21 protein-coding genes and 1 riboswitch are annotated in these 24,571 nt (G+C 69.1%); of the genes, 9 read left to right on the forward strand and 12 right to left on the reverse strand.

Going from position 1 to position 24,571, the window contains the following annotated elements; all coding sequences use genetic code 11:
• The first annotated feature begins 2 nt into the window (after positions 1–2).
• The 3 genes from O3Q52_RS09790 (at position 3) to def (ending at position 3,160) form a co-directional block, all read left to right on the forward strand.
• On the forward strand, positions 3–1,256 hold the full coding sequence (locus O3Q52_RS09790; protein ID WP_269648429.1) for an HD-GYP domain-containing protein: 1,254 nt from the start codon (positions 3–5) through the stop codon (positions 1,254–1,256).
• A gap of 117 nt (positions 1,257–1,373) precedes the next feature.
• The gene (locus O3Q52_RS09795) at positions 1,374–2,354 is read left to right on the forward strand and encodes a hypothetical protein (RefSeq protein ID WP_055617768.1); all 981 of its coding nucleotides are present in this window, start codon (positions 1,374–1,376) and stop codon (positions 2,352–2,354) included.
• 152 nt (positions 2,355–2,506) lie between these two features.
• On the forward strand, positions 2,507–3,160 hold the full coding sequence (gene def / locus O3Q52_RS09800; protein ID WP_055617767.1) for a peptide deformylase: 654 nt from the start codon (positions 2,507–2,509) through the stop codon (positions 3,158–3,160).
• A gap of 45 nt (positions 3,161–3,205) precedes the next feature.
• Here def and O3Q52_RS09805 read toward each other — a convergent pair whose 3' ends face one another.
• The gene (locus O3Q52_RS09805; protein ID WP_269648430.1) at positions 3,206–4,177 is read right to left on the reverse strand and encodes a helix-turn-helix domain-containing protein; all 972 of its coding nucleotides are present in this window, start codon (positions 4,175–4,177) and stop codon (positions 3,206–3,208) included.
• A gap of 94 nt (positions 4,178–4,271) precedes the next feature.
• Here O3Q52_RS09805 and O3Q52_RS09810 point away from each other — a divergent pair, with 94 nt between their 5' ends.
• A complete protein-coding gene (locus tag O3Q52_RS09810; protein WP_269648431.1) occupies positions 4,272–4,508 on the forward strand; it encodes a hypothetical protein in 237 nt (78 codons plus the stop codon).
• On the opposite strand, the gene O3Q52_RS09815 is transcribed toward O3Q52_RS09810, so the two are convergent.
• The 9 genes from O3Q52_RS09815 to O3Q52_RS09855 all read right to left on the reverse strand — a co-directional run bounded on the left by O3Q52_RS09815 (position 4,421) and on the right by O3Q52_RS09855 (position 16,115).
• Positions 4,421–5,443 carry a ribonucleotide-diphosphate reductase subunit beta gene (locus O3Q52_RS09815; protein WP_269648432.1) on the reverse strand — a complete coding sequence of 341 codons (1,023 nt, stop codon included), beginning with the start codon at positions 5,441–5,443 and terminating at the stop codon, positions 4,421–4,423. The two genes, O3Q52_RS09810 and O3Q52_RS09815, sit on opposite strands and share 88 nt — an antisense overlap.
• Entirely contained in the window at positions 5,440–7,182 is a 1,743-nt protein-coding gene (gene iscB, locus O3Q52_RS09820; RefSeq protein ID WP_332112893.1) for an RNA-guided endonuclease IscB, read from the reverse strand. The genes O3Q52_RS09815 and iscB overlap by 4 nt, the downstream gene beginning before the upstream one ends.
• Positions 7,118–9,547 (reverse strand): ribonucleoside-diphosphate reductase subunit alpha, encoded by a 2,430-nt coding sequence (locus O3Q52_RS09825; protein WP_269648433.1) that lies wholly within the window; start codon positions 9,545–9,547, stop codon positions 7,118–7,120. Before O3Q52_RS09825 ends, iscB begins: the two co-directional genes overlap by 65 nt.
• Before the next feature lie 136 nt (positions 9,548–9,683).
• Positions 9,684–9,855, reverse strand: a riboswitch (cobalamin riboswitch).
• A 32-nt stretch (positions 9,856–9,887) separates the two neighbouring features.
• Complete coding sequence (locus O3Q52_RS09830; RefSeq protein WP_269648434.1) at positions 9,888–10,406, reverse strand: GNAT family N-acetyltransferase; 519 nt, start codon at positions 10,404–10,406, stop codon at positions 9,888–9,890.
• Positions 10,407–10,608: 202 nt separating this feature from the next.
• Positions 10,609–12,234 (reverse strand): monocarboxylate uptake permease MctP, encoded by a 1,626-nt coding sequence (gene mctP, locus O3Q52_RS09835; RefSeq protein WP_269648435.1) that lies wholly within the window; start codon positions 12,232–12,234, stop codon positions 10,609–10,611.
• On the reverse strand, positions 12,231–12,494 hold the full coding sequence (locus tag O3Q52_RS09840; protein WP_269648436.1) for a DUF3311 domain-containing protein: 264 nt from the start codon (positions 12,492–12,494) through the stop codon (positions 12,231–12,233). The genes mctP and O3Q52_RS09840 overlap by 4 nt, the downstream gene beginning before the upstream one ends.
• A 229-nt stretch (positions 12,495–12,723) precedes the next feature.
• Positions 12,724–12,936 (reverse strand): YbdD/YjiX family protein, encoded by a 213-nt coding sequence (locus O3Q52_RS09845; RefSeq protein WP_269648437.1) that lies wholly within the window; start codon positions 12,934–12,936, stop codon positions 12,724–12,726.
• Entirely contained in the window at positions 12,908–15,085 is a 2,178-nt protein-coding gene (locus tag O3Q52_RS09850) for a carbon starvation CstA family protein (RefSeq protein ID WP_269648438.1), read from the reverse strand. Before O3Q52_RS09850 ends, O3Q52_RS09845 begins: the two co-directional genes overlap by 29 nt.
• 265 nt (positions 15,086–15,350) lie before the next feature.
• Positions 15,351–16,115, reverse strand: a complete 765-nt coding sequence (locus O3Q52_RS09855) for a GntR family transcriptional regulator (protein WP_055613737.1) — start codon at positions 16,113–16,115, stop codon at positions 15,351–15,353.
• A gap of 430 nt (positions 16,116–16,545) precedes the next feature.
• On the opposite strand from O3Q52_RS09855, the gene O3Q52_RS09860 reads away from it, so the two are divergent.
• The 4 genes from O3Q52_RS09860 to O3Q52_RS09875 all read left to right on the forward strand — a co-directional run bounded on the left by O3Q52_RS09860 (position 16,546) and on the right by O3Q52_RS09875 (position 21,315).
• Complete coding sequence (locus O3Q52_RS09860) at positions 16,546–17,823, forward strand: extracellular solute-binding protein (protein WP_269648439.1); 1,278 nt, start codon at positions 16,546–16,548, stop codon at positions 17,821–17,823.
• Between the two features lie 91 nt (positions 17,824–17,914).
• Positions 17,915–18,907, forward strand: a complete 993-nt coding sequence (locus O3Q52_RS09865) for a carbohydrate ABC transporter permease (protein WP_269648440.1) — start codon at positions 17,915–17,917, stop codon at positions 18,905–18,907.
• Positions 18,904–19,743 carry a carbohydrate ABC transporter permease gene (locus O3Q52_RS09870; protein WP_269648441.1) on the forward strand — a complete coding sequence of 280 codons (840 nt, stop codon included), beginning with the start codon at positions 18,904–18,906 and terminating at the stop codon, positions 19,741–19,743. Before O3Q52_RS09865 ends, O3Q52_RS09870 begins: the two co-directional genes overlap by 4 nt.
• 9 nt (positions 19,744–19,752) lie before the next feature.
• Positions 19,753–21,315: a glycoside hydrolase family 3 protein gene (locus O3Q52_RS09875; RefSeq protein WP_269648442.1), complete on the forward strand. Its 1,563-nt coding sequence runs from the start codon at positions 19,753–19,755 to the stop codon at positions 21,313–21,315.
• Between the two features lie 133 nt (positions 21,316–21,448).
• On the opposite strand, the gene nagB is transcribed toward O3Q52_RS09875, so the two are convergent.
• The gene (nagB, locus tag O3Q52_RS09880; protein ID WP_269648443.1) at positions 21,449–22,234 is read right to left on the reverse strand and encodes a glucosamine-6-phosphate deaminase; all 786 of its coding nucleotides are present in this window, start codon (positions 22,232–22,234) and stop codon (positions 21,449–21,451) included.
• Positions 22,235–22,624: 390 nt separating this feature from the next.
• Here nagB and O3Q52_RS09885 point away from each other — a divergent pair, with 390 nt between their 5' ends.
• Positions 22,625–23,722, forward strand: a complete 1,098-nt coding sequence (locus O3Q52_RS09885; RefSeq protein ID WP_269648444.1) for an SIS domain-containing protein — start codon at positions 22,625–22,627, stop codon at positions 23,720–23,722.
• Between the two features lie 66 nt (positions 23,723–23,788).
• Here the strand turns inward: O3Q52_RS09885 and O3Q52_RS09890 are convergent, their stop codons facing one another.
• Entirely contained in the window at positions 23,789–24,541 is a 753-nt protein-coding gene (locus O3Q52_RS09890) for an SDR family oxidoreductase (RefSeq protein WP_269648445.1), read from the reverse strand.
• Between the last annotated feature and the right edge of the window lie 30 nt (positions 24,542–24,571).

Here is a 24,571-nt window from a genome sequence, read left to right on the forward strand (position 1 = left end):
CCGTGAACCCGTCGCGCCCCCTGCCCGTGCTTCTCCTCGCCCGCGCCACCGCCGCCCTTCTCGCGGTCGTCGCCCTTGGCGTCACCCTCTGGAACGGTGTCGACGAACGTGGTGTCGCGCTTGCCTTCGGGGTGCTGATCGCCGTCGGGGAGCTGGCCCGGTGGGGTGGGGCGGAGCAGCGGGAGTCGGCGCCGCTCGGGGCGGCCGGGGCGCTGGCGTACGCGCTGCTGGGGGAGAACGGCGGGCAGGCCACCCACCACGGGGTGCTGCAGACCGTGGCCGTCGTCGTGGCGGCCTCGTTGCTGGGGTGCGTGCCTCACGTGGCCAAGGGGCACGGGCCCACCGCCGACCACCTCACGCGCCGCGTGCTGACCGTCGCCTTCGCCGCCGTCTGCTTCCAACCCCTCTACAACCAGGGCAGGTTGAGGGAGTGGGCGGAGGACGGACCCACCTACGCGGCCCTCGTCGTCGCGCTGCTCGTCCTGTCCGCGCTGTGGGACGCCGTCCTGGCCGCCGCCATGGCGCACGCGCGGACGCGCTGGCCGTTCGGGCCGCTGCTGCGGGACGAACTGCGGGGCACGCTCGGCATCGGGTCGGCGGTCTGCGCGACCGGTGCCGTGATGGCGCTCGCGGTCGCCGTCGCCGGCCTGTGGGCGCTGCCCGTGTTCTCCCTGCCGCTGCTGCTCACCCAGCTGTCCTTCCGGCGGTACGCGGCCGTGCGGACCACCTACCGCCAGACCATCGCCTCCCTCGCCCGGGCCACCGAGATCGCCGGCTACACCCCGGCGGGGCATGCCAGACGCGTGGCCGCGCTCAGCCGGGCCGTCGGCCGTGAGCTGGGGCTCTCCGAGCCCGAACTGACCGTTCTGGAGTACGCGGCCCTGATGCACGACATCGGTCAGCTGTCCCTCGTCGATCCCGTTCCCGCGGGGGCCACCGCCTCCCTCGCCCCCGACGACCAGCGGCGCATCGCTCTGCTCGGTGGCGCCGTGGTGCGTCAGACCGGGGTGGACGCCGAGGTGGCCGTGGTGGTGGAGCGCCAGGCGGACCCGTACCGCGAACAGCCGGTCAGCGCCAGAATCGTACGGGCGGTCAACGCGTACGAGGAGAAAGCCCGGGAAGCAGGTCCCGGCGGGCCCCTCAAGGCGTTGGAGGAGCTGAGGCTCGGCACCGCCCGGGACTATCAGCCCGAGGTGGTGGAGTCGCTGGCCAGGGTGCTGGCGAGGGGCAGTCTTATGCTGCCCCTGGCTGGGTAACCCATGGGTAATGAGCGCCCGTCCGACCGTCCGTGGTTGGATGCGAGGAAGAGGACATCAGGGGGCACAGTCCAGCCCGAGGCTGCACGCTCTTCAACGAACTGGCAGGCGGGAATCGTGAGGATCTTCGGCAAGGGACGGCACCGGCCCTCCGCCTCATGGCGGCAGGCCACCGACCGTGCGTTCACGCTGATCGGAGACGGCCGGTACGAGGACGCGGGTGCGCTGCTGACGCGCGCCGCGGACCTGGAGCCCTGGCTGTCCGAGTCGTGGTTCAACCTCGCGCTGCTGCACAAGTTCCGGCACGACTGGGAGCAGGCGCGGGCGGCCGGTCTGAGGGCCGTGGCACTGCTCGACCGGGAGACCGGGGCCCCTGATTGGTGGAACGTCGGCATCGCGGCCACCGCACTGCAGGACTGGCCGCTCGCGCGGCGGGCCTGGCAGGCCTACGGACTGCGGGTGCCCGGCGGCGCCACCGCCTCGGGCGAACCGGTGGGCATGGATCTCGGCAGCGCGGCCGTACGGCTGTCGCCCGAGGGCGAGGCCGAGGTCGTGTGGGGGCGGCGGCTGGACCCCGCCCGCATCGAGGTCCTCTCCATTCCGCTGCCGTCCTCCGGGCGGCGCTGGGGCGAGGTCGTGCTGCACGACGGGGTTCCCCACGGTGAGCGGACGACCGCCGCGGGCCACTCCTACCCCGTGTTCGACGAGATCGAGTTGTGGGCGCCCTCTCCCGTGCCGACCTGGGTGGTGCTCCTGGAGGCGGAGACCGAGGACGACCGGAACGCCCTGGAGCGGCTGGCGGCCGACGCGGGGTTCGCCGCCGAGGACTGGTCGTCGTCGGTCCGGCTGCTCTGCCGGATGTGTTCCGAGTCCCGGATGCCGTCCGACGAGGGGGACGGGGAGCATCTCGATCCGCACGATCACAGTGAGCCGGGGCATCCGGGGCCCCTTGGGCACCGGACGGACGGGCAGCTGTGGGTGCCTGAGCGGGAGTGTGGGCTTGCCGCCCCCGCCTCGTTGGTGCGGGGGTTGCTGGACGGGTGGGTTGCCGACAGTCCGGATTCCAGGGACTGGCGGGATCTTGAAGAGGTTTGTTAGGGGTTGCGTGGGTTGTTCGTAGGCTGCGGGCCGTCCGTGGCTTGTCGCGCAGTTCCCCGCGCCCCTGTCGGGGGCGCCCCTTGCCGGGGGCGTGCCCCCCGTACCCTGTTCAGCATCACAACCCTGTTTTCCGAGGAAGGCTTACGTCGGTCATGGCGCAGCAGGACACCGATCAGCAGCACGTGGGCGTGCTCCCCGTGGACGACGAGGGCTTCGTCATCGACAGTGAGGACGACGCGGGGGAGCGTGAGGCGGCCTATCGCGGGCGCGGCAGCTCGCGGCCCATCACGGTCGTCGGGAACCCCGTACTGCACAAGGAGTGCAAGGACGTCACGGAGTTCGGCGACGACCTCGCCAAGCTGGTCGACGACATGTTCGCCAGCCAGCACACCGCCGAGGGTGTGGGCCTGGCCGCCAACCAGGTCGGCGTCGACCTGAAGGTCTTCGTCTACGACTGCCCGGACGACGAGGGCAAGCGGCACGTGGGCGTGGTCTGCAACCCCGTGCTCGTCGAGCTGCCCGCCGAGCGGCGCCAGCTGGACGAGAGCAACGAGGGGTGTCTGTCCGTGCCGACCGCGTACGCGCCGCTGGCCCGGCCCGACTACGCCGAGGTCACCGGGCAGGACGAGAAGGGCAACCCGATCAAGGTGCGCGGCACCGGCTACTTCGCGCGCTGCCTCCAGCACGAGACGGACCACCTGTACGGGTACCTCTACATCGACCGGCTCTCCAAGCGCGAGCGCAAGGACGCGCTGCGGCAGATGGCCGAGAACGAGCCGCGGTACCCCGTCGTCGCGAACGACTGAACCACCGCTGCCGAGCCGGTGCCCTGCTGAGCGTGCGGCGCGCGTTCAGGCGGCCTGTGTGCCCCTGAACGTGCGCCGGTACGCGTTCGGGGTCGTCCCGAGCGAGCGGACGAACTGGTGGCGCAGCGCGGCCGCGGTCCCGAACCCCGTGCGGTCCGCGATGAAGTCCATGGTCTCGTCCGTGGCCTCCAGCAACTCCTGGGCCAGCAGCACCCGTTGGCGCAGCAGCCAGCGGTACGGGGTCGTGCCCGTCTCCTGCTGGAAGCGGCGGGCGAACGTGCGCGGGGACATGAGCGCGCGAGCGGCGAGCTGTTCGACGGTCACCTCCTCGTCGAGGTGGCGCTCCATCCAGGCGAGCACCTCGCCGACCGTGTCGCACTGCGAGCGCGGCAGCGGCCGCTCGACGTACTGGGCCTGGCCGCCGTCCCGGTGCGGGGGTACCACCATGCGGCGGGCGATGGCGTTGGCGACCTCGGGGCCCTGCTCCTTGCGGACGATGTGCAGACAGGCGTCGATGCCGGCCGCGGTGCCCGCGGAGGTGATCACCGGGTCCTCGTCCACGTACAGCACGTCCGGCTCGACCCTGGCCCGCGGGTACTGCCGGGCCAGCGTGTCCACGTGCTGCCAGTGCACGGCGCAGCGCCGCTCGTCCAGGAGCCCGGCGGCGCCGAGCACGAAGACCCCGGAGCAGACGCTCAGGACCCGGGCCCCGCGGTCCACGGCCCGGCGCAGCGCTTCGAGCATCTCGGGCGGGTACTCGCGTACGGCATAGGTGCTTCCGGCGGGTACGACGACCAGGTCGGCCTCTTCCAGCCGGTCGAGGCCGTACGGAGTGGCGACCGTGAACCCGGGGACATGGGTGCTGAGGCTCGCGCCCGGAGCCTCGGCGGAGACCACCGCGAAGTCGTACACCGGCAGCCCCTCGTCGCTGCGGTCGAGGCCGAACACCTCGCAGACCACACCGAGTTCGAACGGGTGCACACCGTCGAGCAGAACGACGGCCACGTTGTTCAGCATGCTGCCAAGTGTGCACCCGATCTGGCAGGAAATCGAGGGTGTGCGGCAGTACTGCCACTCACGGTAAGGAGCAATCGGCGCGACAGTGGTGTCCATGGAAACGACACAGCTGGAAGGCCTGATCTCAATGCTCTTCGTCCTCGGAATCCTGGTCCTGCTCGTCCTCCCCTCGGTGATCGGCATCGTGCGCGACCGGCGCATCGACCGTCAGCTCAGGGAGGCCGAGCAGGGACACCGCAGGGATCAGAAGTCCTCGTCGAAGCCGACCGAGCCCTCCACGGCCACCTGGTACGCCGAAGGCCGGCGCTCGAAGAAGTTGGTCAGCTCCTGAACGCCCTGCAGCTCCATGAAGGAGAAGGGGTTCTCGGAGCCGTACACCGGAGCGAAGCCGAGGCGCGTGAGGCGCTGGTCGGCGACACACTCCAGGTACTGCCTCATCGAGTCGGTGTTCATGCCCGGAAGGCCGTCACCGCACAGGTCGCGCGCGAACTGTAGCTCGGCCTCGACGGCCTCCCGGAGCATGTCGGTGACCTGCTCCTGCAGCAGGTCGTCGAAGAGCTCCGGCTCCTCCTTGCGGACGGTGTCCACGACCTCGAAGGCGAAGCTCATGTGCATCGTCTCGTCGCGGAACACCCAGTTGGTGCCCGTCGCCAGACCGTGCAGCAGACCCCGGCTGCGGAACCAGTAGACGTACGCGAAGGCACCGTAGAAGAACAGCCCCTCGATGCACGCCGCGAAGCAGATGAGGTTGAGCAGGAAGCGGCGGCGGTCGGCCTGGGTCCGCAGGCTGTCCAGCTTCTCGACCTCGTTGATCCACTTGAAGCAGAACTCGGCCTTCTCGCGGATGGACGGGATGCTCTCCACCGCGTCGAAGGCGGCCGCCCTGTCCTCCGGGTCGGGGAGGTAGGTGTCCAGCAGGGTCAGATAGAACTGGACGTGCACTGCCTCCTCGAAGAGCTGACGGCTCAAGTACAGCCGCGCCTCGGGGGAGTTGATGTGCTTGTAGAGCGTCAGCACCAGGTTGTTCGACACGATCGAGTCGCCCGTCGCGAAGAACGCGACCAGCCGGCCGATCATGTGCTGCTCGCCCGCCGACAGCTTCGCCAGGTCGGTGACGTCCGAGTGGAGGTCGACCTCCTCGACGGTCCAGGTGTTCTTGATCGCGTCCCGGTAGCGCTCGTAGAAGTCCGGGTAGCGCATGGGACGCAGGGTCAGTTCGAAGCCCGGGTCGAGCAGGTTCTTGTGTCGTTCTGGTGCGGTGGTCATGTGCTGCGAGGGGCGGATTTCCCAGAGGGTGTGCCTGGGGAGGCCCCTGCCTCCTTCTCTGTGGTGTAGGCGTATCCGTCAGCTCGCTGGAGGAGGATGACGTGCCGGTGATGGATTCCCTGCACAGTGCCGTGCCGGGTGGTGATGTTGAAGCTGCCCTTGGTGCGGACCGCGACGCGGCCCGTATAAGTTCCCGCCTTCTTGCCGGTGGGAACCACTGCCCGGACGAAGTCCCCGGTCTGGAACCGGTGAACCAACTTTTTCCGGGGCAGCCGTAAGCGGGGGAAGCCGTGCCTGTCCGTGCGGGTGCGGGCGTATGTGCCTCGTCCGGTGCAGCCGACTACCAGCATGAGCGAGGGATGGCGGGTGATGGCGTCGACTGTGCCGACGGAGAGGGCGTCCTGGGTGTGAGTCTTGGGGAGACAGTTGCGAATGCGATTCCACTTGGTGCGTCCGCCAGAAGCGACGCGGGTTCGCCAACGGGCGTCGAGGGCACGCCACAACGCCCATCTGGTGCTGTTGACAGCGGCAGCGTCCGTCAGCGGTGCCTTTGCCTGAGCGAGGAGCTTCGTGAGCCGCTCGGGTTTACCGGCCAGGAACTCCTCGACCGGAGTGTTGTCCTTGGTCTGATTGCAAGGGATGCAGGCCAGGGTGAGATTCGAGATCCGATCAGTGCCGCCACGGGAGCGAGGTCTGATGTGATCGATGTTCAGAGGAACGCCAGTGGCTCCGCAGTAGGCACAGGAGTGGTGCCACTTGGCGAGCAGATATTCACGGACCTCGTAGCCGACGAGGGTGCCCTGTTGATACTCGATCCCGTTCAGAGATTTTTTCCCGAGAGCGAGGGCATGGGTGTCGAACACCGCACGTTCCATGTGTACCGTTCTCACCGGAGCCCAGCGAGTGAGCCTCTCCACCCAGGCGAGAGTGGTGTCCACCCGATGGCGGAGCGATGGCGGGAGCCAACCGGCCGCGACAGCACGGTTGTTGAAGCGCGGAGCACGGTAACGTGGATTCGCGACGCGCCGCCGACGCCGGAAAGCGGCACGCCGGAGCATGTTCCTGTGAATGGTCGCGCCACGGTGATCGAGCTGAAGCGCGAATCGGCCTTGCCGCTCTCCGGCAAGTGCGGTGAACACTGCGATCCCGGTGTGCCTGCTGCCGGGATCGACACCGATCTCCACTCCGTCCACCACGGATTCGGCGACGGTGCGGTCCTTGAGGCGGATCACGAACGGCGTGTGCCGGTGTACTACTGCCCGCCCTGAGCCCAGCAGCTTCCGCGCGCGGGCCGGACTGCACGGCTGCAACGGCATACCGTGTTTGTCGAGTACAAACACACATGGATGGGCCTCACGACCCTCCTCCCGGACCGGGCGGTCCGGGGTGACGCGCCCGGCAGCAGGTGAACTGCCGAGCGTCTCCCCTCGCACATGTCCCGCACCGGATGCCGCGTTGCGGCGCCCGGCCCCCGTTTCGTCCATGCTTCCGAGATTGTCTGCTGAGCTGGGTTCCAGAGCCGACTGCTGAGGAAGCACAGTCGGGTGGGTCTGCTGTCCTGTACGGAACGTAGCCATCAGGTCACCTCCCTCTTGACGATGGCTGGTGCTGGTCACAGCAAGCGTCGGTCGCAAGGGCTGACGCTTTCCACTCTTCGAGTGGAGAAGCCTGTGACTACTGGCAGGCCTCGCAGCTCTCCGGGTTCTCCAGAGAACAGGCGACCACATCGGTCGGATCATCCAACTGCTGGGAGGGGAAAGAAGTTACGGATGTCGAACTTGCGGCACGGGCGATGCGCGTCGCCGGGCGCGAGCGCAGGTAGTACGTCGTCTTCAGCCCCGACTTCCAGGCGTACGCGTACATCGAGGAGAGCTTGCCGATGGTCGGCGTCTCCAGGAACAGGTTCAGCGACTGGGACTGGTCCAGGAACGGGGTCCGGGCCGCGGCCATGTCGATCAGGTCGCGCTGCGGGATCTCCCACGCCGTGCGGTACAGATCGCGCACGTCCTGCGGCACCCAGGTGAAGCCCTGCACCGAGCCGTTCGACTCGCGCAGCGCCTCCCGGGTCTGCGCGTCCCACACGCCGAGCTTCTTCAGCTCCGCCACCAGGTAGGAGTTGACCTGGAGGAACTCGCCGGAGAGCGTCTCGCGCTTGAAGAGGTTGGAGACCTGCGGCTCGATGCACTCGTAGACACCGGCGATGGACGCGATGGTGGCGGTCGGTGCGATCGCGAGCAGCAGCGAGTTGCGCATGCCGGTCGTCGCGATCCGCTCCCGCAGCGCCGCCCAGCGCTCCGGCCAGTTCAGCTCCACGTCGTAGTGGTCGGGGTGCAGCACGCCCTGCGCGGTACGGGTCTTCTCCCAGGCGGGCAGCGGGCCGTTGCGCTCGGCGAGGTCGGCGGACGCCTCGTACGCGGCGAGCATGACGCGCTCGGCGATACGGGTGGAGAGCGCCTTGGCCTCGGCGGAGTCGAAGGGCAGCCGCAGCTTGAAGAAGACGTCCTGCAAACCCATCGCGCCCAGGCCCACCGGCCGCCACCTGGCGTTGGAGCGGCCCGCCTGTTCGGTCGGGTAGAAGTTGATGTCGACGACCCGGTCGAGGAAGGTGACGGCGGTACGGACGGTCGCGTCCAGCCGCTCCCAGTCGATGACATCGGTGGCCCCGGGTGCCGTGTCCACGAACGCGCCCAGGTTCACCGAACCCAGGTTGCAGACCGCCGTCTCACCGTCGTCCGTGACCTCCAGGATCTCCGTGCAGAGGTTGGAGGAGTGGACCGTGTGGCCGGGCAGCGCGGTCTGGTTGGCCGTGCGGTTGGCGGCGTCCTTGAAGGTCATCCAGCCGTTGCCGGTCTGCGCGAGGGTGCGCATCATGCGGCCGTACAGATCGCGGGCCGGGATCGTCTTCTTGGCGAGGCCCCGGTCCTCCGCCTTGCGGTAGGCGGCGTCGAACTCCTCGCCCCACAGGTCGACCAGCTCGGGCACGTCGGCCGGCGAGAACAGCGACCACACGCGGTCCTCGTTCACCCGGCGCATGAACTCGTCCGGGATCCAGTGCGCGAGGTTCAGGTTGTGCGTACGCCGGGCGTCCTCACCGGTGTTGTCGCGCAGCTCCAGGAACTCCTCGATGTCGGAGTGCCAGGTCTCCAGGTAGACCGCGGCCGCGCCCTTGCGCCGGCCGCCCTGGTTCACGGCGGCCACCGAGGCGTCGAGCGTCTTCAGGAACGGGACGATGCCGTTGGAGTGCCCGTTCGTCCCGCGGATCAGGGAACCGCGCGAGCGGACACGGGAGTACGCGATGCCGATGCCGCCCGCGTGCTTCGAGAGCCGGGCCACCTGGTGGTAGCGGTCGTAGATGGAGTCCAGCTCGTCCAGCGGGGAGTCGAGGAGGTAGCAGGACGACATCTGGGGGTGCCGCGTACCGGAGTTGAAGAGCGTGGGGGAGGACGGCAGGTAGTCGAGGCGGCTCATCAGCCGGTACAGCGAGGCCACTTCGTCGAGAGCGCGGGTTCCCGCTTCTGAATCAAGCACAGTGTCCTCGGCGAGGCCGCTCGCCACGCGCAGCATGAAGTGCTGGGGCGTCTCGATGACGGACCGCGTGATCGGGTGCCGCAGCAGATACCGGCTGTGCAGCGTGCGCAGGCCGAAGTAGCCGAAGCGGTCGTCGCCTTCGAGGTCGATCAGCGCGTCCAGACGGGCCGCGTGGGTCCGTACGAACTCGGCGGTGCGGTCGGCGATCAGGCCCTCGCGGTGGCCGACCGCGACGGACTCGGAGAAGGACCTGACCCCCTGCGAGGCGGCCTCCTCGGCGATGCCGATCATCAGCAGGCGGGCGGCCAGCTTCGAGTACACGGGGTCCTCGGAGATGAGGCCGGCGGCCGCCTCCGTGGCCAGCTCGCGCAGCTCCGCGGTGATCCCGTCGGCCCCCACGGAGGACCGGCCGCGCAGCGCGGCGGCGGCGACCCTGCCGGGATCGGCGTCGGGAAGGTCGGCGGTGAGGTCGGTCAGGGTCCGCAGCAACACGGTTCCCGGTCCGTCGGCCTCGGCCCTGTCCTGCTGGTACTGGGGCGCTTTCGCTGAGACCGGATCGGCTGGCGCGATGGTCACGTGGGGCTCTCCCTCGCTCGGCACGGGGCCTGCGGGGAGGGGTTCGGGGCACACGGGGGTACACGCTCTGCGCAGCGGTACGCCGCGTCCACCGGCCCACTCCGCGAGGCCCGGACGTCATGGCACCCGGGCCGGGTGGCCTGGGCACGCTGTCGGCAGGTCCTCGGACTGACCAGGCGCACGGCTCTCCTCTGGGGACAGACATGCACAAGTACACCGTTGCGGGACAGTTCCGGATTCGCACCGGATTCCCCTGCGGCGACAGCGAGCATGAGCATACATCTTGTGCCGGGCTCGGGAAGCACCCCCACATCTTGTGTCGTGTCGGCTTCGGAGGGTGTCAGAGTGTCAACTCGTAGGTGAGCAGCATGATGTCGTCGAGGTCCGGGATCGGGTTCCAGTCGCGGTCGGGGGCGCGGGTGAAGCCGAGGCGTCCGTAGATGCGGTGGGCGCTGTGCATGGTGCGCTGGGTGGACAGCACGACGCGTACGCAGCCGTCCGTGGACCGGGCACGTTCGACACAGGCGCGCACGAGGGCCGCGCCCGCCCCGTGCCCGCGGGCCTCCTTGGCGACCGCCAGCATCCGTATCTCGGCCTCGCCCTCGCGCGCGATGTCGGCCATCGGCCCGCCGGACGGGACGAAGGTCACGCCGCCGACGACCCGCTCGCCCACGCCTGTCCCCAGCACGGCCACCAGTACGTCGGCGGCCGCGGACCGCTTCGCGACGTCCCGCAGTTCGCTCAGATACTCGTCGCTCTCCCCGAAGTCGAGGAGCCCGTCCCCGAGATAGGCCTGCGCGGTGATCTCGCCCACAGCCTCGTACTCCTCGGGCCTCGCCCGCCTGATCACGATGTCCATGCCTGGCAGTGTGCCCGAGGGGTACGGCGTGGGGCCGCCGAGTTTCTCGCGCACCGGCGCCGGGGACGTCCGAGGGGAGGCGAGGGGAGGGCGGGTTCAGCCCACGGCCGGCCACTGCGGCAGGGTCGTGACACCCTCGCCAGAATCAGGTGAACGAACGGCCGGCGTAACCGCGGACTGCTGCGTGACCGGGGGCGACAACCTAGTGCCGCGCCCCCGCCGTCGCCGGCGGCAGCTCGACCTGGACACCCTTGTCGCCCGCGTCCGCCGTGTAGTCCTCGGGGGACGTCTCGTCGATGCCGTCGGGGGCCTTGAGGGCCCTCAGGACGAAGGTCAGCACGATCGTCACGACCACGTTCAGGACGAACGCCGTCAGACCGATGTACCCGATCTCCCCGATCCCGGGAATCTCCTTCGAGGAACCACCGAAGTGCTTCTGAGTCGGCGAGGCGACACCGTACGCAGCGATCGTCCCGTACAGCATGCCGACCGCCCACCCCGCGAGCAGCGCCCAGCGGTGGAACCAGCGGGTGAAGAGGCCGCCGACCAGGGCCGGGAACGTCTGAAGGATCCAGATCCCGCCCAGCAGCTGGAAGTTGATGGCCACCGTCTTGTCCATGGTGAGGACGAAGACCAGCGCACCCACCTTCACGAGCAGCGAGACCAGCTTGGAGACCTTGGTCTCCTGGGCGGGCGTCGCGTCGGGCCGGATGAAGTCCTTGTAGATGTTGCGGGTGAAGAGGTTCGCCGCAGCGATGGACATGATCGCCGCAGGCACCAGCGCACCGATACCGATCGCCGCGAAGGCCACCCCCGCGAACCACGCCGGGAACATGTCCTCGAAGAGCTGCGGGATCGCCAACTGCCCGTTGCTGACCTTGACTCCGGCCGCGATCGCCATGAACCCGAGCAGCGCGAGCAGACCCAGCATCAGCGAGTACAGCGGCAGGATCGTGGTGTTGCGCCGGATCACCTCACGGCTGCGCGACGACAGCGTGGCCGTGATCGAGTGCGGGTACATGAACAGCGCCAGGGCGGAGCCCAACGCCAGCGTGGCGTACGTCCATTGGCCCGCCTCGCCCGGCGCCAGCGCACCACGCGGCGCGCCCGTCGCCGGGTTGGTCTGGCTGTAGGCCTCGCCCGCCTTGGCGAAGATCTCGTCGAAGCCGCCCAGCTTGATCGGGATGTAGATGATCGCCACCGCGATGACGATGTAGATCAGTGTGTCCTTCACGAACGCGATCAGGGCGGGCGCGCGCAGACCGGACGAGTAGGTGTACGCGGCCAGCACGCCGAAGGCGATGAGCAGCGGCAGGTCCTTGACGAACCAGTTGGTGTCCTCGCCGCCGCCGACGCCCATCACGTCCAGGACGGCCTGGATGCCGACCAGTTGGAGCGCGATGTACGGCATCGTCGCGAGGATGCCCGTCACCGCGACGGCCAGCGACAGGCCCTTCGAGCCGAAGCGTCCGCGCACGAAGTCCGACGTCGTCACGTATCCGTGCTTGTGCGAGACCGACCACAGGCGGGGCAGGAACGTGAAGATCAGCGGGTAGACGAGGATCGTGTACGGCACGGCGAAGAAGCCGGCCGCGCCCGCCGCGTAGATCGCCGCAGGGACCGCCACGAACGTATACGCCGTGTAGAGGTCGCCGCCGAGCAGGAACCAGGTGACCCAGGTGCCGAACGACCGTCCGCCCAGGCCCCATTCGTCGAGGCTGTCGGTCTCGGCCCGGCGCCAGCGCGCGGCCAGGAAGCCCATGACCGTGACGGCCACGAAGAAGAAGATGAAGACGGCGAGTGCCACGCCGTTCACGCCGTCGTTCATGCGGACGCGCCCTCCTTCTGGGATTTGCGGGCGCGCTGGTCACGGTTCCACAGCTTGTACGCGACCATCGTGAGCGCGGTCGAGATGAACACCCACAGCATCTGGTACCAGTAGAAGAACGGGATGCCGATGAAGGCCGGGTCGACCTTCGCGTACGAGCCCACCCAGAGCATCGCCACGAACGGCGCGACCAGACAGACGGCGATCACCACACGGACCGGTGTGACGACAGGCGGTGTCACGACCGGCGGGGTCTCCACCGGCGGTTTCCCTTCGGGCGCTCTTGGCGCATCCGGCGCTTCAGACATACGGCGGCTCCGTCCCCTAACTGATCACCTGTGCAACGCGCAGGAAATCTAAGGGACGGTTCCGCTTTATGGAACCCCCGTCCGCATAACGGATACGGTGTTCCGCTCACTGCCGCCGGCCGCTGGGCATCATGTCCGCCGGCCGTCGAGCGCGGAGCCCGACAGCCGGCGGACATCGCGCTCAGCAGCAGCGGAAGCCCTGCCGGGGGTCCTCCTCCTGACGGTCCGTACGCATCCGCTCGAACTCCCGCCGCGACGGCACGACCGCGTCGGCGTGGCCCTCGCGAACATGCGCGACATACCGGTCGTACGCCGACTCGTCCGTGAGTTCCCGTACGTACCAGCGCACGCCCCTGACCGCCCGGCTAGCCGCCCGGTGCAGCGCCGACCGCATCGCGCGCCTCCTCCTTCTCCTCCTTGGTCGGGATCAGCCCTGCCGGAGCGACGATCTTCGACTCGACGTACGGCGACTCGCTGAGCGTGGAGAGCGCGGGACGGCGTACGTGCCGGATGCACACCCTCGTCGCGTCCGCGATGACGATCACGATGAGCAGGGCGAGAGCCGCCGTGAGGACGCCGTCGACTGTGGAGTTCGTGACGATCGTGTGCATGTCGTCCATGCTCTTGGCGGGCGCGATGAGCTCGCCCCTGTCGATGCCGTCCTGGTAGACCGAGCGCTGCTTGAAGAAGCCGACGCGCGGGTCGCTGGAGAACACCTTCTGCCAGCTCGCGGTCAGCGTCACCGTGGCGTCCCAGACGAGCGGAATCCCCGTGATCCAGGCCCACTTGAGGCGTCCGGACTTCACCAGCAGGGTCGTGCAGACGGCCAGGGCGACCGCCGCGAGGAGCTGGTTGGAGATGCCGAAGATCGGGAACAGCTGGTTGATCCCGCCGAGCGGTTCATGGACGCCCACCCACAGGAAGTAGCCCCAGAGGCCGCAGACGATGGCGCTCGTGATGACCAGTCCGGGCTTCCAGCTCACATTCTTGAAGGGTTTGTAGAGATTGCCGAGCGTGTCCTGGAGCATGAAGCGGCCCACGCGGGTGCCCGCGTCGAGCGCGGTCAGGATGAACAGCGCCTCGAACATGATGGCGAAGTGATACCAGAACGCGCGCAGACTGCCCCCGGTGACCTCGGAGAAGATCTCCGAGACGCCGATCGCGAGGGTGGGCGCGCCGCCGGTCCGCGACAGCAGGGACGCCTCCTCGACGTTCTTCGCCGCGGCCGCCAGGTCCTCGGGGGATATCTGGTACCCCCAGCTCCCCACCACCTGCGAGGCGTTCTGGACCGTGTCCCCGATGACGCCGGCCGGCGCGTTCATCGCGAAGTACAGGCCCGGGTCGATGATGGACGCCGCGATCAGCGCCATCACGGCGACGGACGACTCCATGAGCATGGAGCCGTACCCGATCATCCGGACCTGCGTCTCCTTCTGGATCATCTTCGGCGTCGTACCGGAGGAGATGAGGGAGTGGAAGCCGGACAGGGCCCCGCACGCGATGGTGATGAAGACGAACGGGAACAGCGAACCGGCGAAGACCGGCCCGTCGCCGCGCGTGGCGAAGTCCGTGACCGGGTCCATCTTCAGCGTCGGCATCGCGACGACGACGCCGATCGCGAGCAGCGCGATGGTGCCGATCTTCATGAAGGTGGAGAGGTAGTCGCGGGGTGCCAGCAGCATCCACACCGGCAGGATCGACGCGATGAAGCCGTACGCCACCAGCCAGAGCACCAGCGTCGAGGGCGCGAGCGTGAACGTGCCGGCCCACGACGACTCGGCGACCCAGCGGCCCGCGACCAGCGCGAGCAGCAGCAGGGCGACACCGATCAGCGAGACCTCGCTGACCCGGCCGGGCCGCAGGACCCGCAGGTAGAAGCCCATCAGCAGGGCGATCGGGATCGTCATCGCGATGGAGAAGGTGCCCCACGGCGACTGGGCGAGCGCGTTCACGATGACCAGCGCGAGCACCCCGAGCAGGATGATCATGATGGCGAAGGCGGCGAGCAGGGCGGCCGCGCCTCCGAACGGGCCGATCTCCTCGCGTGCCATCTGCCCGAGGGACCTGCCGTCCCGGCGGGTGGAGAAGAACAGGACGACCATGTCCTGGACCGCCCCCGCGAAGATCACGCCGACGATGATCCAGATGGTGCCCGGCAGATATCCCATCTGCGCGGCCAGTACGGGTCCGACCAGGGGGCCCGCCCCCGCGATCGCCGCGAAGTGGTGGCCGAGCAGCACCCGGCGGTCGGTGGGGTGGAAGTCGATGCCGTTGTTGAGCCGCTCGGCGGGAGTGGCCCGGGTCTTGTCGACCTTCAGGACCTTGTAGGCGATGAACTTCGAGTAGAAGCGATAGGCGATGGCGTACGAGCCGAGGGCGGCGGCCACCATCCAGACGGCCGACACCTCCTCGCCCCGGGACAGCGCGAGGACCGACCAACCGGCCGCGCACACCAGCGCGACGACGGTCCAGATGACGATGGTTTGCGGACTTGCCTTGCGAGGGCCTTGAGGGGATGCCGTCTGTGGGCTGTCGGTGCGCACGGGTCGTCCTCCCGTCCATGAGTGACGGGAGGACCGTAGAACAGGAAGAGGACCAGCGCTACACCATGCGCACCAGTCGGTGTGCGCTACGTGAACTCCCTTGCCCCGTGGTGGGCTTGGGGCAGTGGGGCGTGCGGGCGCGTCGTGGCTGATCGCGCAGTTCCCCGCGCCCCTAAAAGCAGGGGGTTGTGCCGGGCCTTTTGTCTTTAGGGGCGCGGGGAACTGCGCGACCAGCCCCCACGCACCCGCAGCTGCCCACTCACCCCTACTCCACGGGCCTCTTCAACCGCGCAACGAACTTGTACCGGTCCCCCCGGTACACCGACCGCACCCACTCCACCGGCAGCCCACCCCTGTCCAGCGAGTGCCGGGACAGCATCAGCATCGGCAGCCCCACATCCGTGCCGAGCAGCCCCGCCTCCCGAGGAGTTGCCAGCGACGTCTCGATCGTCTCCTCGGCCTCGGCGAGATGAACGTCGTACACCTCGGCCAACGCCGTGTACAGGGAGGTGTACTTCACGAGCGACCGCCGCAACGCGGGAAACCGCTTCGCGGACAGATGCGTCGTCTCGATCGCCATCGGCTCCCCGCTCGCGAGCCGCAGCCGCTCGATGCGCAGGACGCGCCCGCCGGCGGTGATGTCGAGCAGCCCGGCGAGCGTCTCGTCGGCAGTGATGTAGCCGATGTCCAGGAGCTGCGAGGTGGGTTCGAGGCCCTGGGCCCTCATGTCCTCGGTGTACGAGGTGAGTTGCAGCGCCTGCGAGACCTTCGGCTTGGCGACGAACGTGCCCTTGCCCTGGATGCGCTCCAGGCGCCCCTCGACGACCAGCTCCTGAAGGGCCTGCCGCACGGTCGTGCGCGAGGTGTCGAACTCGGCGGCGAGGGTGCGCTCGGGCGGTACCGGTGTGCCGGGCGGCAGCGTCTCCGTCATGTCGAGCAGATGCTTCTTGAGGCGGTAGTACTTGGGCACGCGCGCGGTACGGATGGGGGCCCCACCCTCGTTCTCCGCACTGCTGACGTCGGTGCTCATACTCTGCCTTCCCGGCTCCAGGTGCCGATGGGCCGACGTGTGCGTCGGCCGCGGCTCACATCGTGGCACGGCTTGCCGTGCGAGTGTCCCCCCGCACGCTGCGTGATCCCCTCTATATACCGTCGGGGTCTCTTTTGGTCTAGTCCACAGCGCTGGAGAGCGGTTGCTGCGGGTGCCCTGTCGGGGCTGGTGGGGCGCCCGTCGGAGCGTGCCCGTTCTGTTCCCCGTGTAGTGAAAGGTCCCTGCATATGTAGGTCGCGTAACGGACGGCCGGGAGCGGCTTTTCGGCCCTTGACACCCCTCTAGGTCTAGGCCAAGCTCCCCCCTACTGGTCTAAACCATTGAGGACCAGGTCCCAGCCCCACGGGCAGTACTCGTCGTAAGTCACGCGGTGGGCAGGGGGGTTGCTGGCATCCCTGAGGAGGGTGACGTGAAGCGCAAGCTCATTGCGGCTGTCGGTGTCGCGGGCATGTTGATGTCTGTCGCGGCGTGTGGCGGCGACGACGGTGACGGTGGCGAGAAGACGGGGGCCGACGGTTTCAAGGGGCAGACCCTGACCGTCTGGGCCATGGACGGCTCCACGCCGCCCGGCTGGACCAAGGACCTCACGGCCGCCTTCGAGAAGAAGACGAAGGCCAAGCTGAAGTTCGAGACCCAGCAGTGGAACGGCATCCAGCAGAAGATCACCACCTCGCTCTCCGAGGACAACCCGCCGGACGTCCTGGAGGTCGGCAACACCCAGACCCCGGCGTATGCGGCCACCGGCGGTCTCGCCGACCTGTCGGACCTCAAGTCGGAGATAGGCGCCGACTGGACCGAGGCCCTCAACGAGTCCTCCGTCTTCGACGGCAAGCAGTACGCGGCCCCGTGGTACTTCGCCAACCGTGTCGTCGTCTACAACAAGAAGGTCTGGGCCGACGCGGGCATCAAGGACACCCCCAAGACGCGGGCCGAGTTCTTCGAGGACCTGAAGGCCATCGACAAGAAGACCGACGCCGAGCCGCTCTACCTGCCCGGCCAGAACTGGTACTTCTTCGACGGTCTGACCATCGGCCAGGGCGCCGACCTGGTGAAGAAGGACGGCGACAAGTACGTCTCCAACCTCGCGGACCCGAAGGTCGGCAAGGCCATGGAGACCTACAAGGAGTACCAGGCCTTCTCCAAGGCCCCCAAGGACAAGGACGAGGCGACCCCGCAGCAGGCCGAGGTCTTCGCCAAGGGCAACGTCGGCGCCTTCATCGGCATGGGCTGGGAGGCCGGCACGGCCATCGCCGCCAACAAGAAGATCGAGAAGGACATCGGCTACTTCACCATCCCCGGTGAGACGGCCGACAAGCCCGAGGGCGTCTTCCTCGGCGGCTCCAACTTCGCGGTAGCCGCGGGCAGCAAGAAGCAGGAGCTCGCCAAGGAGTTCCTGAAGATCGCGCTGTCGGACAAGTTCGAGGGCGCGCTCGCCAAGGAGAACGGCGTCATCCCGAACAAGGAGTCGCTGCAGACCAACCTGTCGGCCAACCCCGCCGCGGTGGCCGCCGCCCCGGCCGCGGCCGGCGGTGGCACCACGCCGCTGATCCCCGAGTGGGCCGCCGTGGAGAACGACCCGAACCCGATCAAGAGCTACATGACCGCGGTTCTGAAGGGCAAGTCGCCCGCCGAGGCCGCCAAGCAGGTCGAGGCCGAGATCAACAAGCGGCTCGCACAGAGCAGCTGATCACCTTCGCGCCGGGGACGGCCCTGTCCGTCCCCGGCGCGTCGGCGCATCGAACGATCTGCGACTCCCGAACCTGGAAGAGATGGCGAGCATGTCAGTGCAGACCGAACGCACGGACACAGGCACGGCCGCGGCGCCCGGTGTCCGTAAAACCGACGTAACCCCGCCCGGCGACACGGGCCCGGCGAGAAGGCGCGGCGGCGCGTCCGCCCCGTATCTGCTTCTGCTGCCCGCCCTGCTCGCCACGGTGATCCTGCTCGGGTGGCCGCTGGTCAAGAACGGCGTGCTGTCGTTCCAGAACCTCAACCCGCGCCAGCTGATCCTGCACCTCACCGAGTGGCGGGGGTTCGACAACTACACGGACGTCCTGAGCGGCTCGGACTTCTGGAAGGTCGTCCAGCGGACGGTCGTCTTCACCGCGGTGAACGTCGCCCTCATCATGCTGCTCGGCACGCTCGTCGGCCTGCTCCTCGCCCGGCTGGGCAAGCGCATGCGGCTGCTGCTGATGCTCGGCCTGGTGCTGGCCTGGGCCATGCCGGTGATCGCCGCGACCACGGTCTACCAGTGGCTGTTCGCCCAGCGCTTCGGCGTCGTCAACTGGCTGCTCGCCAAGGCGGGCTGGTCGTCGATGGCCGACTACAACTGGTTCGGCACCCAGCTCTCCACCTTCTCCGTGATCACCCTGCTGATCGTCTGGCAGTCGATCCCGTTCGTGGCGATCAACCTGTACGCCGCCACCACCACCATCCCGAAAGAGCTGTACGAGGCCGCCTCGATCGACGGGGCCGGTACGTGGAAGAGCTTCACCTCGGTGACCTTTCCCTTCATGCGGCCGTTCCTGTGGGCGACGACCTTCCTCGAGGTCATCTGGGTCTTCAAGGCGTTCCCGCAGATCTTCGCCATGAACAGGGGCGGTCCCGACCGGCTCACCGAGACGCTGCCGATCTACGCGTTCGTCGAGGGCCCCGGCAACCAGCACTACGGGATGGGAGCGGCGATCTCGTTCCTGACGATCCTCATCCTGCTCGGCCTGACGGCCTACTACCTGCGTACCGTTCTCAAGCAAGAGGAGGACGAGCTGTGAAGCGCCCTGTTTCTTCTACGGTGTCCCGGCTTTGGCCCAACGCGACGGCCCTCGTGCTCTTCGTGGTCTTCGCGTTCCCCGTCTACTGGATGTTCGCGACCTCGCTGAAGCCGGCCGGCGACATCATCGCGGACGACCCGGTCTTCCTGCCGACGAACATCACCTTCGACCACTTCCAGAAGGCGCTCGACGCCGACCACTTCTGGACGCTCGTCGGCAACTCCCTGACGGTGACCGTCCTCGCGGTGGTCTTCTCCCTCGTCATCGCGCTGCTCGCGTCCTTCGCGCTGGCCCGGATGCGGTTCAAGGGCCGTCGCGGGTTCATCCTGACCTTCATGATCGCGCAGATGGCGCCCTGGGAGGTCATGGTCATCGCGATCTACATCATCGTGCGTGACGCCGACCTGCTGAACAGCCTCGTCCCGCTCACCGTCTTCTACATGATCATGGTGCTGCCCTTCACCGTCCTGACGCTGCGCGGATACGTCGCCGCCGTGCCGAAGGAACTGGAGGAGTCGGCCATGGTGGACGGCTGCACCCGCAGGCAGGCCTTCGTGAAGGTCATCTTCCCGCTGCTCGCCCCGGGACTGATGGCGACCTCGCTCTTCGGCTTCATCACGGCGTGGAACGAGTTCCCGCTGGTCCTGATCCTCAACAAGGACGCCGAGAAGCAGACGCTCCCGCTGTGGCTCTCCAGCTTCCAGACGACGTTCGGTGACGACTGGGGGGCGACCATGGCCGCGGCCTCGCTCTTCGCCGTCCCGATCCTGGTCCTCTTCGTCTTCCTCCAGCGCAAGGCCGTCAGCGGACTCACCTCCGGCGCGGTGAAGGGATAACGCCTTCCGATGACCACCATCGCCTCCGGCACGGACACGCTGACCCGTGACGCCCTCGCCGTCCTGCAGCCCGGTTTCACCGGGACCTCGGCCCCTTCCTGGCTGCTGCGGCGGCTGGGCGAAGGCCTCGCCTCCGTCGGTCTGTTCGGCCGCAACATCGCCACGCCCGCCCAAGTGGCCGCCCTGACGGCCCAGTTGCGCGCGGAACGCGACGACGTCCTGGTCGCCATCGACGAGGAGGGCGGTGACGTGACCCGCCTTGAGGTGCGTACGGGATCCTCCTTCCCCGGCAACCACGCGCTGGGCGCGGTCGACGACACCGCACTGACCGAGGCCGTCGCCCACGAGCTGGGCCGCCGGCTGGCCGCCTGCGGAGTGAACCTCAACTGGGCGCCGTCCGCCGACATCAACTCCAACGTCGACAACCCCGTGATCGGCGTACGGTCCTTCGGCGCCGACACCTCACTGGTGGCCCGGCACACGGCCGCGTACGTCTCCGGGCTGCAGTCCGCCGGGGTCGCCGCCTGCACCAAGCACTTCCCGGGGCACGGCGACACGGCGGTCGACTCGCACCACGCGATGCCGCGCATCGACGCGGAGCTCCCGGTCCTGGAGTCCCGCGAGCTGGTGCCGTTCCGCGCGGCCATCGAGGCGGGCACGCGTGCCGTGATGAGCGCACACATCCTGGTCCCGGCCCTGGACCCCGTCCACCCCGCGACCCTCTCGCGCCGGATCCTCACCGGTCTGCTCCGCGAGGAACTGGGCTACGACGGCCTGATCGTCACCGACGGCATGGAGATGCAGGCCATCTCGGCGACCTACGGCATCGAGCGGGGCAGCGTCCTCGCGATCGCCGCCGGCGCCGACGCCATCTGCGTGGGCGGCGGCCTCTCCGACGAGCCGACGGTCCTGCGCCTGCGCGACGCCCTGGTCGCGGCGGTCCGCTCGGGCGACCTCCCCGAGGAACGCCTGGCGGACGCGGCGGCCCGGGTCCGGGCACTGGCGGCCTGGACGGCTTCGACGCAGACCACGCCTCCCTCGGCTTCGGTGAACGGGGGCGCGCCTGGCGGGACCTCAGGGCCGGGCTCGTCATCCGCAGTGGGGTCCGAAGCGGGGTCCGATGCGAGCACCGACGTCGGGCTGGTGGCGGCCCGGCGCGCGCTGACGGTCACGCGCGGAGCGCACTTCGCGCCGGTCACCGAGGCTCCGTACGTCGCCGCCCTCACCCCCGTCGCCAACATCGCCGTCGGTGACGAGACCCCCTGGGGCGTCGCCGCCGAGCTGCGGCGGATGCTGCCGGGCACGGAGACCGGGAGCTTCACGGGGGAGCGGGCCGGGGCCGAGGCCCTCGCGGCGGCCGGCTCCCGCCGTGTGGTCGCGGTGGTCCGTGACGCCCACCGCCACACCTGGATGGCCGAGGCCCTCGACATCCTGCTCACCGCCCGCCCCGACACGGTCGTGGTCGAGATGGGCGTGCCCCAGTCACCGCCCCGGGGCGCCCTCCACATCGCCACGCACGGCGCGGCCCGTGTCTGCGGCCTCGCGGCGGCGGAGGCCATCGCGGGGGCGTAGACCGACGGGACGAAAACGCAGGTCACCGCGCCAGGGTGCAGGTCACCGCACCAGGGCGCGGGTCGCCGCAAAGATGAAGATGCCGGGTTCACCACGAGGGGACCCGGCATCTTCGCGTCGTGGAGCGGATCGCCTAAATGCCCTGCCAGTCCGGCTTGTTGGCGTACGTGTGCCGGAAGTAGTCCGCGAGCTTCAGCTTGGACGCGGCCGCCTCGTCCACGACGACCGTGGCATGCGGATGCAACTGGAGCGCCGACGCGGGGCACACCGCGGCGATGGGCCCCTCGACCGTCGCCGCCACGGCATCGGCCTTCCCCTCACCCGTGGCGAGCAGCACCAGATGCCGTGCCTCCAGAATCGTCCCGATCCCCTGGGTGATCACGTGATGCGGCACCTGCTCGATGTCGCCCTCGAAGAACCGCGCGTTGTCCACCCGCGTCTGCTCGGTCAGGGTCTTGATCCGCGTGCGCGAGGCGAGCGACGAGCAGGGCTCGTTGAACCCTATGTGCCCGTCGGTCCCGATCCCGAGGAGCTGGAGATCGACCCCGCCCGCCTCGGTGAGCGCCTTGTCGTAGGCCTCGCACGCGGCCCGCACGTCCTCGGCGGTCCCGTCCGGCCCCATGAACGAGTCGACGTTCAGCCCCAACGGCTCCAGCACCTCGCGCCGCAACACCGACCGGTACGACTCGGGATGCTCGGCCGGCAGTCCCACGTACTCGTCGAGCTGCGCGACCCGCGCCCGCGAGGCGTCCACGGCCCCGGAAACCACCTTCGCCGCCAACGCCTCATAAATGGGCAGCGGCGTCGAGCCGGTGGCCACCCCGAGCAGCGCGTCGGGCTTGTGCCGGAGCAACTCCGCCATGGCCCCGGCAATGAGCTCGCCACCCGCCTTGGCGTCCGAAACGATGACAACTTCCACGCTGGGCCTGCCGTTCTGAAAGGTGAAGGGGACACAACCGAACATGTGGTATAGACCAATCTAGCAGAACGGCTCTCCTCGGTCGCCCCTCACTTGCCCTCGGCCGCCCCGACCCAGGGCGCCCGGTCGACGGCACACGAGCGACACCTCGATCGACCGCACCCGAGAGCCGCGTCGACGGGCCGCGTCGGGAAGCACGTCAAGGAGCCACGCCCGAGTGGCCCCCCGACCGACGCCTCCGACCGACGCCCCTGACCGACACCCCACCCCGAGCGGGCGCCGCGCGCCCCGGGGGAGTGGAATGGAACCTGCGCACGCGCAATCAAGACCCGCCACCCCTCCCGCGGACGCAGCTCCGCCCGCCATGCAACAGCCCCAGGAGGAAACGCCATGACCGCCACCCCGCCGGACCGCCAGCCCGACGCGCGGCCGGTACCCGTCGAGTCCGACCGCCCGGGCCGGATCATGGCCCGCGAGATGGCCGAGCAGCCCGTAGTCCTGCGGCGGATCCTGGAGGAGGGAGCCCCGCGCATCCAGGACGTGGCCCAGCGGGTGGCCGCCCGCAAGCCCCGATTCGTACTGCTCACCGCCCGAGGGACCTCCGACAACGCCGCCCTCTACGCCAAGTACCTCCTGGAGATCCGCCTCGGCCTGCCGTGCGGACTCGCCTCCATGTCGACCACGACGGCCTACGGCGCCCGCCCCGATCTCACCGACGTCCTGATGATCACGGTCAGCCAGTCCGGCGGCTCCCCGGACCTGGTGGCCTCGACCCGGGCCGCCCGCGAGGCCGGCGCCATCACGCTCGCGGTGACCAACAACCCGGACTCACCGCTGGCAGCCGTCTCCGAGTACCACATCGACATCATGGCCGGGCCGGAGAAGGCGCTCCCCGCGACCAAGACCTACACCGCCTCCCTCCTCGCCCTCTATCTCTTCGTCGAAGGACTGCGCGGCGGTGACGGCGCCCAGGCCAAGGTGCTCCCCGACCTCGCCGAGCACCTGCTGGCCCGCCAGGACGAGATCCGCACCCTCGCCTCGCGCTACCGCTTCGCCGAGCGCATGGTCATCACCTCCCGCGGCTACGGCTACCCCACCGCCAAGGAAGCCGCCCTCAAACTGATGGAGACCAGCTACATCCCCGCCCTCTCCTACTCCGGCGCGGACCTGCTGCACGGCCCGCTCGCCATGGTCGACAACATCTCCCCGGTCATCGCGGTCGTCACCGACGGCAGGGGCGGCGCGGCACTCCAGCCCGTGCTCGACCGGCTGCGCGGACGCGGCGCCGACCTCGTCGTCATCGGCCCCCGCCCCCAGGTCGAACAGGCCTCCGCCGGCTTCGTCCTGCCCACCGAGGGCGTGGCCGAGGAGGTCCAGCCGATCCTGGAGATCCTCCCGCTCCAACTCCTCGCCTACGAGGTCACCATCGCCCGCGGCCAGGACCCGGACGCGCCCCGCGCCCTCGCGAAGGTCACGGAAACCCGCTGATCCCAAGCCGTCCCGCCGGGCCCGAGCCGTCCCGCCGGGCCCGGGGCGCCCCGGGCGGCCGAGGGCTCAAGTCAGCGAACCCCCCGTCGCGTCCATCCAGTGCCCGGTCACCCACCGCCCCTGGTTCGAGGCGAGGAACGCCACCGCGTCGGCGATGTCGGCGGTCTCGCCCACCCGGCCGAGCGCCGATATCGCCGCGGCCTTCGCCCACCCGTCGGCACTGCCGTGCAGCAGCTCGGCCGTGTTGTCGGTGTCGACGATGCCCGGTGCCAGCGAGTTCACGGTGATGCCACGGGCGCCCAGCACCTTGGACAGGTCCCGGGAGAAGACGTCCAGGGCGCCCTTCGTCATCGCGTAGGCGATCAGGTGGGGGAAGACCGCGGTCCGTGCCAGCCCCGAGGAGATGTTCACGACCCGGCCGCCGTCGCGCAGGCGCCGCAGACCGTGCCTGACGATGAAGAACGGCGCCTTGACATTCACCGCGAAGACCTGGTCGTACGTCTCCTCGTCGATCTCCTCGATCGGTGGCGTCGAACCGATCCCGGCGTTGTTCACCAGGATGTCCACCCCGTCCGCGTGCCGGTCGAACTCCTCCCACAGGGCCGCCGCGTCCCCCGGCGCCCCGAGCTCCGCGCGGATCGCGAACGCCGAGCCGTAGGCCGCCTCGATCGTCGCCACCGTCTCCTTCGCGGCCGCCTCGCTCCTGCCGTAGTGCACCCCGACCCGCGCCCCGTCGCGTCCGAGCCGCTCGGCGATCCCGCGTCCGATGCCCCTGCTCGCCCCTGTGACGAGTGCCGTCCTGCCCGTGAGCACGCCCATGCCGGCGCCCCCTTCTCATTTGCCTAGTGG

Source organism: Streptomyces sp. ActVer (assembly GCF_027270795.1).
In the GTDB taxonomy this organism is placed as follows: Bacteria; Actinomycetota; Actinomycetes; order Streptomycetales; family Streptomycetaceae; genus Streptomyces; species Streptomyces umbrinus_A.